Here is an 11,886-nt window from a genome sequence, read left to right on the forward strand (position 1 = left end):
ATTTGAACGATCAGTCCATCAACGCAAGGCGGAATAAGCCGTCGGCGTCAAGAAGTGATTCTCGATGCGCTCAACAATCGGCGCCTTCGCCTCGGTCTCGGCGCGTTTGGCGATCCAGTCGGCATCGGCTTGAAACGCGTTCCACTTGGTTTCGCGCTCAGCGAGACTTTCCCACTTCAACATGTACGTCAGGGCGTGATTGCTCGGACCGGCAATCGTGGTCCAGAATCCGATCTGCTCGATGCCGTATTTCTTGAAGAAATCCAGCGTAATGTTGGTGAATCGGTCGTTCAACGCGGGCAAGCGTCCCGGCGCGCAATGATAGATACGCATTTCAACAATCATTTTTTCCTCGTGGAGATAGAGTAATGCGGCCACGAATGGGCCGCGGCTGGAGTCACCACGAGCAATCGTACCGGCGTTTCACCTCACCCGCACACAATGAAATACCGCCCGGGCCATCGCCGGACGATCATGTCCGCTTTGCTGCATCGAAATCCTCCGCATCGACGTCATAACCGGATGGTTCCCATCGGATCGCCAGCAGCGCAACCAGCCCCGCCAGCGGCGCAAACGCGATGATCCAGAAAACCTTCGTGCCAAGAGCAGCCGACAGCACGGGGAACAGGAACAGCGACACCGTCGAACTCGCGCGCATCAATGTCTGATTGAAACCCACGCCAACGCCACGCAGTGAAGTTGGATAGCTGAGCGAAGCGAACGTCATGCTGTGTGAACCTGGACCAAATCCCTGGCCGAGCAGGAACACCGCGAGAAAACCAATCGCCAGCGCCACTTGCGCGCCACCGGCCGGACGTCCGACCACGGCCAGGCCGATCAACGCCGCCAACTGGAACGCATAGCCGAGCACGGTCAGCTTCCAGGCTCCGACCTTCGGCACCGTGCGCACGGCGATCAGTCCGCCCACGAACGCGAAGCACAGGTTCAACGCGAGCGAGGCAAGGATGGTGGTGAGCATAGACTGCGCGAGGAAACTCGAGATGATCACCGGCAAGCCAAACGCCACGGCGTTGTATGCGAACGAGGATGCCACGGCAATGACGGTTGCCAGCACGGTGCGGCGAAGATAAACGCCGCGCAGCAACGCGCCGTAGTTGCTCCATGTCGCCTTGTGCACCGGCGCTTTTGTGTCCCGGAGCGCGGCGGCATCGACTTCTACATCCATGCCGTACGAGCGCTTCAAGATTTGCGCGGCGCCCCGCAAATCGCCCTGATTGGCGGCCCAGACCGGCGACTCGCTGATGTAACGGCTGCGGATCGCGATGATTACCAGCGCCGGCAATGCGCCAAAACCAAGGGTCAAGCGCCATAACCAGCCGGAGTGGCTCGCGGGCAGCACGGCGTACAGTGCGAGCACGAGCAGATAGGACACGCTGATGGCGGCGTACCACGTCGGGCACCACATCGCAATGCGCGCCGCCTTGTTGCCGCGGCCGTTCAGCCGGGAAAACTCGGCGAGAAACGCCATGGCGACAGGCAAGTCGATGCCGACGCCCAGTCCCATCACGAAACGCGCGCCGCCGAGCACCCAGGCGTTGGGCGCGAGCCCGCAGGCAATCGCCGCGACGACGAAGAAGAACATGTCGGCCATGAAAACGCGGTATCGGCCGATCTTGTCGGTGAGATAACCGCCCAGGAACGCGCCGATGATCGCCCCGAACGTGATGGCGGACGCGACAAAACCCGTCGCTGCCGGTGTCAGCGAAAATTCGCGCGCAATGTCCTTTACACCGAACGCGAGCGCGCCGAGATCGTAGGCATCGAGAAAAACACCACCGAGCGCGATCGCGATGACAATGCGTGCATCGCTTCCGATCGCCGCGCCTCGATTGACAAGCTGGGAGACATCGGCGGCGCTGCGAATGACGGTACGCGCGGTGCCGTCTGCCGGAGACGCGAGCGCGGACTCGGCCGCGAAAGAAGTGGACATGGGATGGGCTACGCTGAAAGAGGCTGCAAAGCGCGCGATCGTACCGGCGCACGCGCTCTATCTCAAATTCTTTTTTGTTATTTGTCGAATGAAGGGGGAACAAAACCCCCGCTTGCTTCAGATTTGCTTATACGAAACCGCCGAATATTTCAGGCAAAACGCACTTGAGGCGTCGCGAGCGAAGTTTCGGCGCGACGCGCAAGTGTTACGGAGCGGACTTTATTGCTGTGGCATTGAAGCCGCCATCCCTTCCCGGATCTGTTCCGGGCTCAGATCACGCATATGCGTCGCGAGCGACCAGCGATGACCAAACGGGTCTTCTACCTGACCATACCGGTCACCCCAGAACATGTCGGTGACAGGCATGATGACCTTGGCTCCGGCTTCAACAGCCTGCGCAAAGGAAGCATCCACATCGTTCACATATAAATGCAGTGTCACAGGCGATCCTTTCAGCGCGAGCGGGCTCCTGTGGCCGCAATTTTCGAATTCTTCGCCGAGCATCAGCGTGGAATCGCCAATCCCGAGCATCGCATGCATGACTGTGCCGTCGGGTCCAGGCAGACGGCTATGTTCGACTGCATTGAAGGCTTTGACATAAAACGCGATTGCGTCGGACGCACCTTTGCAAACCAGATGAGGCGTGATCGTATGCATTCCATCCGGGATCGGCTTGACTGTGGACGTGGGCATTGCAGTGCTCCTGAGTTGAATGGATGTACCAACAGAAGACGGCGCCGGATTCAGCGCCTTCTTGTTCATACGACGCGCGGGGCGCCCGTCGATCGACAAGTCTCACACCAAAAATCTACCAGGCGACTTGCGACACGCTTCGCGAAACTACGATAAGTTTTTAAGCGAATTTACGTTCGAAGTACATACATGAATCGTTTTTACCGCCAGTTGAGCCATTAATAGTTTTATCGATGCATAATCCCGTTCGGCCCAAACCGATGAAGGCTTGCGGTTGACGATGCAATATCCGGTATCGTTGCATTCGACTGACTTAAGCCATTTTAATTTCTCTGATCATTCACGCTTCAATGATTGAGTCGCCTGTTGATTGATTGCCTTCCCGCTGCGTTCTGCCCTTACCGGAGCGCGAGACGGTTCCATATGGACTGGTGGACCCGCAAGTACGGGTTCAAATCCCCGCTTCAATCCGTCCCCTTAAATAAAGCTAAAGTTTTAGTCGCGGTGGCCGAAAGCCCATCTATGGAACACGAAATGAACCCTGCCGACGACCGTAACGATCCGACCTTTCTACGGGCGCGGGCGTTAAGCATCAGTGTCGGCGCGATCCGCAAGGCACAGGGAAAAGCATCCCCCGCTGATTTTCCTGTGGGCACTGTTGAGTGGCACGCAATAGTCGAGGATTTTGCCAATGATGTATTAAAGGCAATGCTCTCGGAACCTGATTTGCAGCTCCTCGAGATTCGGCGGGACAGCACGGGAAAATAACGGTCACTGGCTTGGTACTTTATTACCGGCTCATTAGTCCGATGAAAATAAAAACGGCATCGCCGAATAATCAGCGACGCCGTTTTTATGTAAAGAAGATTCAATTCAGTATCAGTCCGGCAATTCATCCGCCCAGTAAATCGATCACTTTCAGAAGATCCTTGCGCAATTGCTCGACATCGACTGAGACGTCCGCTTGAGGCATTCCACTCGTTTCTTCCATGGCCCCGCTATCAGCTGCGGCGCCATTCAGACGGCCATGTGAATCCAGCCGGTTACGCGCGCCATTGATCGTAAAACCTTGTTCGTAAAGCAACTCACGAATGCGGCGAATCAGCAGCACTTCGTGATGCTGATAATAACGGCGATTGCCGCGCCGCTTGACAGGCCGCAACTGCGTGAACTCCTGTTCCCAGTAACGCAGCACATGCGGCTTGACGCCGCAAAGCTCGCTGACTTCACCAATGGTGAAGTAGCGCTTGGCGGGAATGGGAGGCAAGACGACTTTTTCCATCGTCAATCAACCGTCGTGGTGAATGTCGCGAATCTGGCGGATATCGCTAATAAGCGCTCGGGCGATACAAAGCGTTTGCCCGTCACTTCAGCGGCCGAAACTGTTTTCAGCACCGGCTTCCACCAGCGCTTTCAACTTCTGACTCGCATGAAACGTGACGACACGGCGCGCCGCAATGGGAATGGCTTCTCCCGTTTTTGGATTACGGCCGGGACGCTGCGGTTTGTCTCGCAATTGGAAGTTGCCAAAACCGGATAGCTTGACGCTGTCGCCACTTTCAAGCGCGTCGCGAATGACCTCGAAAAATGCTTCGACCATGTCTTTGGCTTCGCGCTTATTCAACCCGACATGGTCGAATAGCATCTCCGCCAATTCGGCTTTTGTGAGCGTGGGCGTTTCTGCCGTTGCCGCACTGTTCGAAGTGGAGACATCTCGGATCATGGCGCTGCGTTGCGCCGAAAGAAGGGCTTCGAAATCACTCGAGTTCATTTGGTTCATATCGAAAAAATGGCGTGACGATGAAGACGACGGAGAGGGCCAGTGACAGGCTATCCGCGCAACCGCGCGCCATGTACTCGAGTCAAGCGTTCCACCAGTGTTTTGATGGCCGTTTCGACCGTTTCGTCCTGAAGCGTCCCGCCAGTATCTTGCAACGTTACACGGAAGGCAAGGCTTTTCTCATGCTCGTTCAACCCACCGGAAGTGCTTGATTTTGGACGGAATTCATCGAATAAAGCAAGCTTTGTGATGTACCTGCAGGCAGGCTCCGAACGGGCGCTTTCGAGCTCGTCGAGGAGCGCCTGGACTTCCACCTTCTGGTCCACGACCACGGCGATATCGCGGCGAACCGGCGGAAATTTCGTTACGTCGGAAGGCACCGGCAGCGCGCGCTGCATCAGCGCCTCTGCTTCGATTTCGAACAAAACTGGCGCGTGCGGCAAGTCGTACTTCTGCATCCAGCGCGGGTGCAGGTCGCCGATCCAGCCCACCGATCGGCCATCGATCTCGATCCGGGCGCTGCGTCCAGGGTGCAGCGCCGGATGCTCGGCCTTGACGAAACGTGGCGTCACGGGCGCGAAAAGCGCCTCGACGTCGCCTTTTACATCGAAGAAATCGACCGCGCGCGACGCCGCGCCCCACTGCTCTTCAAGCGCCGGGCCATACGCGAGGCCACCGATCATCTTCGGCTGTGCAAAACCCTCTACTGCAAGCTCACCCGCCTTGATCAACGGATTGTGCAGGAACACACGGCCGGCTTCGAACACGCGAATCCGGTCCGCGCGGCGATTCAGGTTGTAGCGCAGCACGCTGATCAGGCTGCCGAACAGCGTGGTGCGCATGACCGAAAGCTGGCTCGCGATCGGATTGAGCAATTTCACCGGATTCGAATTACCAGCGAAATCGGCCTCCCATTCGGCATCGACGAAACTGAAGTTCACCGTTTCCGCGTAATCCCGCGCGGCCACCGCGTGACGCAGCATGTGAATGGAACGCCGGGTTTCGTTCGTCGGCCGCATTTCGCTGGTCGCAACCGGCGGACGCGCCGGAATCTTTTCGAAACCGTAAATGCGCGCAACCTCTTCGATCAAATCTTCTTCAATTTCAATATCGAAGCGATACGGCGGCGGTGTCACGGAGAAAACATCGCCATCGTGCGTGTACTGGAGACCGAGGCGCGTGAAAATCTGCGCGATTTCCTCGGCGTCAATCTTCACGCCGATAATCCGGTTCGCACGCGAAACGCGCATGCTCACAGGCTCGCGCTTCGGCACATTAAGCGTCTGATCATCGACTGGACCGGCGTTGCCGCCGCAAATATCGAGAATCAGGCGCGTAATGCGTTCGAGGTGCTCAACGGTTGTCGAATAATCCACGCCCCGCTCGAACCGGTGCGCCGCGTCAGTCGAAAAATTGTACTTGCGCGCCCGGCCGCGGATACTGTCCGGCCACCAGAACGCCGCTTCCAGGTAAATATTCGTTGTATCGAGAGACACGGCCGTGCTGTCGCCGCCCATGATCCCAGCGAGGCTTTCGACCTGATGGTCGTCGGAGATGACGCCAGTGGCTTCATCGAGTTCGACGGTATTGCCATTCAGCAGCTTGAGCTTTTCGCCCTTCTTTCCCCAACGCACTTCAATGCCGCCGTGGATCTTGTCCAGGTCGAACACGTGCGACGGACGGCCGAGTTCGAGCATCACGTAATTCGAGATATCGACGAGCGCCGAAATACTGCGCTGGCCCGAACGCTCCAGGCGCTCGACCATCCACTGCGGTGTTTTCGCGTGCGCGTTCACGCCGCGGATCACCCGGCCGGAGAAGCGTCCACACAAATCCGGCGCCGACACTTTGACGGGCAGGATTTCATCGATAGTCGCCGTCACCGGTTCGATTCCCAGTGCGTGCAATGGCGCGCCCGTGATCGCAGCGGTTTCGCGCGCCACGCCAAACACGGACAAACAATCGGCCTTGTTCGGCGTCAGCTTGATTTCGAATACGGTGTCGTCCAGATTCAGCGTCTTCCTGATGTCTTCGCCGATGGGCGTTTCGGCGGGCAGAATCATCAGGCCGCTGTGATCTTCAGAGAGTTTCAACTCGCGCGCCGAGCACAACATGCCCTGGCTTTCCACGCCACGCAGCTTAGACAATTTGATCGCAAACGGCGCACCGCCGGTTTCGGCCGGTGGCAATTCCGCGCCGACCAGCGCGACCGGCACCTTGATGCCCGGCGACACGTTCGGCGCGCCGCACACAATGGTGAGCGTTTCGCCCGTACCGGCGTCGACCTGACAGACATTGAGCTTGTCCGCGTTCGGATGCTTTGCGACTTCCAGCACTTGCCCGACGACGATCTTCGTGGTCGGCGGCGCGACGGGCGCAAGCCCTTCCACTTCGAGACCCGCCATGGTGAGCGCGCGCGAGAGTTCGTCGGTCGACAGCTTGGGATCGACGAAAGTTCTAAGCCAGGATTCCGGGAATTGCATGTGTGTCTAGTTCGAAATAAAGTGTGTCCGCGTCTCTACGACGGCCTTTTGCACACTGCCCTCAAGCAGGTTGCTCAGCTGGCTTTTCAAGCAAATTGCTCGAGAAAACGCAGATCGTTTTCGAAGAAAAGGCGCAGATCCTGCACGCCGTAGCGCAGCATGGTCAGGCGTTCAAGGCCACTGCCGAACGCAAAACCGATATACCGTTCCGGGTCGAGCCCCATGTTGCGGATCACGTTCGGGTGCACTTGTCCCGATCCTGAGATTTCGAGCCATTTACCGGCGTTCTTGCCATGCTCGAACATCATGTCGATCTCGGCGGACGGCTCGGTGAACGGAAAATACGACGGGCGGAAGCGCACGAGAATGTCGTCGCGCTCGAAGAATTTCTTGAGAAAATCCGAATACACGCCCTTCAGGTCGGCAAAGCTGATGTTCTCGTCGATCCACAGACCTTCGACCTGGTTGAACATGGGCGAATGCGTGGCGTCGCTGTCCACGCGATACGTCCGGCCCGGCACGATCACCTTGATCGGCGGCGTGTTCATGCGCGCGTAGCGCACCTGCATCGGGCTCGTATGCGTGCGCAGCAGCAGTTGCCGCCCATTCGCATCTTTCCCGTCGATATAAAACGTATCCTGCATTGAGCGCGCCGGATGATTTTCCGGGCTGTTCAATGCGGTGAAGTTGTACCAGTCAGTCTCGATTTCGGGGCCGTCGGCCACATCGAAACCAATCGTGCTGAAAATCTGTTCCACGCGTTCCCACGTGCGCATGACCGGATGCAGGCTGCCCGCGCCAAGACCCCGGCCGGGCAACGTGACGTCGATCGATTCCGATGCAAGCCGCTGGTTCAGCAACATGTCCGCCAGCGCCTGACGGCGCGCGTTCAGCGCTGCTTCCACTTGCTGCTTGACCGCGTTGATGCGCGCGCCCTCGGTCTTGCGGGTATCCGGATCGAGTTTGCCCAAACCCTTCAGCAAATCCGTGAGCACCCCGGACTTGCCGAGAAAGCGGGCCTTTTCGTTTTCGAGCGTAGCCGCGTCCGCGGCGTGTTCGAAGGCATTTCGCGCGTCGGCGACAATCTGGTCCAGATCCATTGATCCCATCATTTCATCGTCAAAAATCTTCTGATCGTTCCCGGGTCACCATGTGCGCGATGCGGCGCACCTGCGCTTGAACCCGGATTCACCAACAAAAACGGGGCTCTTGTCGAGCCCCGTTTTCTGCTGAAGCATTGTCCTTGAATACAGCCAGGACACGCTACAACGAACCACGCAGTACCAATCTCGCTAACAAGCTCGATCAGGCTGCAACGGCGGCTTTTACCTGCTTGACGATCGCAGCAAAAGCAGCCTTGTCGAACACAGCCATGTCGGCCAGCACCTTGCGGTCGAGTTCGATCGAAGCCTTCTTCAGGCCGTTGATGAACACGCTGTACGTCATGTCGTGCTGACGCACCGCAGCGTTGATACGCGTGATCCACAAAGCACGGAACACACGCTTCTTGTTGCGGCGATCGCGATAGGCATATTGCCCTGCGCGCATGACCGCCTGCTTGGCGATGCGATAGACGTTATTGCGACGGCCGCGGTAACCCTTGGCCAGCTTGATGATCTTCTTGTGACGGGCCCGTGCGGTAACCCCACGTTTGACTCTAGGCATAGTGCGCTCCTGTGAGTGTCAGTTAAGGGTTAAGCGAACGGCAGCATTGCGCGCACAGAGTTCATATCAGATGCATGAACTTCCGTGGAACCGCGCAGATGGCGTTTTACCTTGGTGGTTTTCTTGGTAAGAATGTGACGCTTGAAGGCTTGACCACGCTTGATGGTACCGCCCGGACGCACCACGAAGCGCTTTGCAGCACTCTTCTTGGTCTTCATCTTCGGCATGAAACTACTCCAGTTTATTAGATGGATATGGGTGTGCGGTCGATCCATTCGATCCTGACCCGCCCTTCGAAACCCACATGCCACTTATGAGCGGCAACTTTGAAAGTCACCGCTTTTTCATGAGCGCCGCCATTATCCGGCAACGCCCTGAAACCTGCTTGCTCGATGCCGCGCCGGCCCTGAAACATGCGGGCCGCGCGATCCATCGATTACTTCTTTTTCTTCGGGGCCATGACCATGATCATCTGGCGCCCTTCCATCTTCGGCATTTGCTCGACCTGACCGTGCTCTTCGAGATCGGCCTTGAGCCGCTCGAGCACGCGCATGCCAATTTCCTGGTGGGCCATTTCGCGGCCGCGGAAACGCAACGTGATCTTCGTCTTGTCGCCGTCTTCGAGGAAGCGCGTGAGGTTACGCAGTTTCACGTTGTAGTCACCGTCGTCGGTGCCAGGCCGGAACTTCACTTCCTTGACCTGAACGATCTTCTGCTTGAGCTTGGCCTCATGCTGCTTCTTGGCTTCCGAATACTTGAACTTGCCGTAGTCCATCAACCGGGCGACAGGCGGGACGGCCTGCGGCGCGATTTCGACGAGATCCACGTCTTGCTGTTCCGACATGCGGAAAGCATCAGCGAGCTTCACGATTCCCAGCGGCTCGTTGTCCACTCCAACCAGGCGCAGTTCAGGTGCCGTGATTTCCCCGTTGATGCGATGTGCCGACTTATCAGTAGCGATGTTACGTTTCCTCTAAAAATTCAAAAAAACTAGCCGCGCTGCGGGTGGGCTTACTTGTACGCCTGCACGTCATGCTGCAGACGCTCAAGGAATGCATCGACCGGCATCACGCCAGCGTCGATACCGCCACGAGCACGCACGGCTACGGTTTGGGCTTCACGCTCCTTGTCGCCGACGACCAGCAAATACGGGACCTTTTGCAGCGTGTGCTCACGTATTTTATAGCTAATCTTCTCGTTGCGCAAATCGCTCTCTACTCTAAGCCCTTGTTTTTGCAACGATTGGGCCAGTTGCTGTGCATATTCCGCCTGACTTTCAGCAATATTCAGGACGACAGCCTGCACCGGCGCGAGCCACGACGGCATTGCACCAGCGTGGTGCTCGATCAAAATTCCGAGAAAACGTTCCATTGAGCCAACAATCGCCCGATGCAGCATGACCGGGCGCTTGCGGCTGTTGTCTTCCGCCACGTACTCGGCGCCCAGACGTTCCGGCAACACCATGTCGAGCTGCAGCGTACCGCATTGCCACGAGCGGCCCAGCGCGTCCTTGATGTGATATTCGATCTTCGGGCCATAGAACGCGCCTTCGCCCGGCAATTCTTCCCACGTCAGACCGCACGCCGTCAGCGCGTCGCGCAGCCCTTGCTCGGCGCGATCCCAGGTTTCGTCGGTACCGGCACGGGCGTCCGGACGCAGCGAAAGCTTGATGTCGATGTGATCGAACCCGAAATCCTGATAGATGCTCATCGCGAGCGTATTGAACGCAATCGATTCTTCGATGAACTGGTCTTCCGTACAGAAAATGTGCGCGTCGTCCTGAACGAAGCCGCGCACGCGCATCAAGCCGTGCAGCGCGCCGGACGCTTCATTCCGATGACACGATCCAAATTCCGCGTAACGCAGCGGCAGGTCGCGATACGAACGCAAGCCATGGTTGAACACCTGGACGTGGCCGGGACAATTCATTGGCTTGATGGCGTAATCGCGCTTCTCGGACTCCGTCGTGAACATGTTTTCACGATAGTTCTGCCAGTGACCCGACGCTTCCCACAGGGAACGGTCCATGATCATCGGCGTCTTGATTTCGAGATAACCGGTTTCGCTCAGGCGGCGGCGGATATATTGCTCGACCTGCTGCCAGATCGCCCAGCCCTTCGGATGCCAGAACACCATACCGGGCGCCTCTTCCTGCAGATGAAACAGGTCGAGTTGCTTCGCGAGCTTGCGGTGGTCGCGCTTCTCGGCTTCCTCGAGCATGTGCAGATACGCTTCCTGGTCTTCTTTCTTCGTCCAGGCCGTGCCGTAGATGCGCTGCAATTGCTCGTTCTTTGAGTCGCCGCGCCAGTAAGCGCCGGCAACCTTCATCAGCTTGAAGACTTTCAGCTTGCCCGTGGAAGGCACGTGCGGCCCGCGGCACAGGTCGGTAAAACCGCCATGCGAGTAAAGCTTGATGTCGTCGGTTGACGGGATCGATTCGATGATCTCAGCTTTGTACTTCTCGCCGATGCTCTTGAAGTAGTCCACCGCCTCGCCGCGCGTGACGACACGGCGCGAGACAGGCTCGTCCTTCTTCGCGATCTCGGCCATGCGCTTCTCGATCTTTTCGAGATCTTCCGGCGTGAAGGGACGGCTGTACGCGAAGTCGTAGTAAAAACCATTGTCGATCACGGGACCGATGGTGACCTGCGCTTCCGGGTACAAGTCCTTGACCGCGTAAGCCAACAAATGCGCGGTGGAGTGACGAATGATGTCGAGACCGTCGGCGTCCTTGTCCGTGACGATCGCAAGCGATGCATCGTGGTCGATCAACGTGGACGTATCGACGAGTTCGCCGTCGAGCTTGCCGCCCAGAGCGGCTTTGGCAAGTCCAGCGCCAATCGATGCGGCAACTTCCGCAACCGTCACCGGGTGGTCGTACTGACGAACTGACCCGTCGGGCAAACGTATCGAAACCATTTCGTTCTCCAAGACACCGAAGCCGGCGCTCAAGTTCATTCAACAATGCCTTGCAGGACACAAATCAACTGCGCAAGACAAAAAAAATGCGGCCCCACTTTTCGAGGGGCCGCATTCACTTTCCTACAACTGCAAAGGCGAAAGTGGTCCTCGACTAGCGTCGTTCCGAAGTTGTATCGGTCAACGTTCGCGGTGCCATCTTGTTCATTTGCCTTTCGCGCCAAGGCGCTTGCTGCAGTTTTGAAAATCCGGCGAGCCGGACTTTCACTTTCGTTGGTAGGCTCGATTGGACTCGAACCAACGACCCCCACCATGTCAAGGTGGTGCTCTAACCAGCTGAGCTACGAGCCTGAAGAAGCGAAATTATATGGTGCGTTTTGAATCCTGGCAAGTGC

At 57.5% G+C, this 11,886-nt stretch carries 13 protein-coding genes and 1 tRNA gene; 1 reads left to right on the plus strand and 13 read right to left on the minus strand.

Annotated elements, in window-relative coordinates; translation table 11 throughout:
* Positions 1 to 18: 18 nt before the first annotated feature.
* The 3 genes from ACRWA7_RS26670 to ACRWA7_RS26680 form a co-directional block, all read right to left on the minus strand.
* Positions 19 to 345, minus strand: coding sequence for an NIPSNAP family protein (locus tag ACRWA7_RS26670; RefSeq protein WP_060819042.1), 327 nt, complete (start codon positions 343 to 345; stop codon positions 19 to 21).
* A 127-nt stretch (positions 346 to 472) separates the two neighbouring features.
* Positions 473 to 1,951: an MFS transporter gene (locus ACRWA7_RS26675; RefSeq protein WP_438393319.1), complete on the minus strand. Its 1,479-nt coding sequence runs from the start codon at positions 1,949 to 1,951 to the stop codon at positions 473 to 475.
* Between the two features lie 219 nt (positions 1,952 to 2,170).
* On the minus strand, positions 2,171 to 2,644 hold the full coding sequence (locus tag ACRWA7_RS26680; protein ID WP_438393321.1) for a VOC family protein: 474 nt from the start codon (positions 2,642 to 2,644) through the stop codon (positions 2,171 to 2,173).
* A 423-nt stretch (positions 2,645 to 3,067) separates the two neighbouring features.
* On the opposite strand from ACRWA7_RS26680, the gene ACRWA7_RS26685 reads away from it, so the two are divergent.
* Complete coding sequence (locus ACRWA7_RS26685) at positions 3,068 to 3,412, plus strand: hypothetical protein (protein ID WP_438393323.1); 345 nt, start codon at positions 3,068 to 3,070, stop codon at positions 3,410 to 3,412.
* Between the two features lie 124 nt (positions 3,413 to 3,536).
* Here the strand turns inward: ACRWA7_RS26685 and ACRWA7_RS26690 are convergent, their stop codons facing one another.
* From ACRWA7_RS26690 to ACRWA7_RS26735, 10 genes are all read right to left on the minus strand, one after another.
* Positions 3,537 to 3,926 (minus strand): MerR family transcriptional regulator, encoded by a 390-nt coding sequence (locus ACRWA7_RS26690; RefSeq protein WP_060819048.1) that lies wholly within the window; start codon positions 3,924 to 3,926, stop codon positions 3,537 to 3,539.
* Positions 3,927 to 4,013: 87 nt separating this feature from the next.
* Positions 4,014 to 4,424: an integration host factor subunit alpha gene (locus ACRWA7_RS26695; protein WP_056364192.1), complete on the minus strand. Its 411-nt coding sequence runs from the start codon at positions 4,422 to 4,424 to the stop codon at positions 4,014 to 4,016.
* A 50-nt stretch (positions 4,425 to 4,474) separates the two neighbouring features.
* Positions 4,475 to 6,907, minus strand: a complete 2,433-nt coding sequence (gene pheT / locus ACRWA7_RS26700; RefSeq protein ID WP_438393325.1) for a phenylalanine--tRNA ligase subunit beta — start codon at positions 6,905 to 6,907, stop codon at positions 4,475 to 4,477.
* 86 nt (positions 6,908 to 6,993) lie between these two features.
* The gene (pheS, locus tag ACRWA7_RS26705; protein ID WP_438393326.1) at positions 6,994 to 8,007 is read right to left on the minus strand and encodes a phenylalanine--tRNA ligase subunit alpha; all 1,014 of its coding nucleotides are present in this window, start codon (positions 8,005 to 8,007) and stop codon (positions 6,994 to 6,996) included.
* A gap of 205 nt (positions 8,008 to 8,212) precedes the next feature.
* Positions 8,213 to 8,572 (minus strand): 50S ribosomal protein L20, encoded by a 360-nt coding sequence (gene rplT, locus ACRWA7_RS26710; protein ID WP_007585475.1) that lies wholly within the window; start codon positions 8,570 to 8,572, stop codon positions 8,213 to 8,215.
* Between the two features lie 29 nt (positions 8,573 to 8,601).
* Positions 8,602 to 8,799, minus strand: coding sequence for a 50S ribosomal protein L35 (gene rpmI / locus ACRWA7_RS26715; protein WP_031359004.1), 198 nt, complete (start codon positions 8,797 to 8,799; stop codon positions 8,602 to 8,604).
* 17 nt (positions 8,800 to 8,816) lie between these two features.
* Complete coding sequence (locus ACRWA7_RS26720; protein ID WP_060819052.1) at positions 8,817 to 9,005, minus strand: hypothetical protein; 189 nt, start codon at positions 9,003 to 9,005, stop codon at positions 8,817 to 8,819.
* Between the two features lie 3 nt (positions 9,006 to 9,008).
* Complete coding sequence (gene infC, locus ACRWA7_RS26725; protein WP_075359824.1) at positions 9,009 to 9,533, minus strand: translation initiation factor IF-3; 525 nt, start codon at positions 9,531 to 9,533, stop codon at positions 9,009 to 9,011.
* Between the two features lie 50 nt (positions 9,534 to 9,583).
* Positions 9,584 to 11,491, minus strand: a complete 1,908-nt coding sequence (thrS, locus tag ACRWA7_RS26730; protein WP_438393328.1) for a threonine--tRNA ligase — start codon at positions 11,489 to 11,491, stop codon at positions 9,584 to 9,586.
* A gap of 274 nt (positions 11,492 to 11,765) precedes the next feature.
* Positions 11,766 to 11,842 (minus strand) — tRNA-Val (locus tag ACRWA7_RS26735).
* Positions 11,843 to 11,886 lie beyond the last annotated feature (44 nt).

The sequence above is a fragment of the Caballeronia sp. DA-9 genome (genome assembly GCF_051615025.1).
Classification (GTDB): Bacteria; Pseudomonadota; Gammaproteobacteria; order Burkholderiales; family Burkholderiaceae; genus Caballeronia; species Caballeronia sordidicola.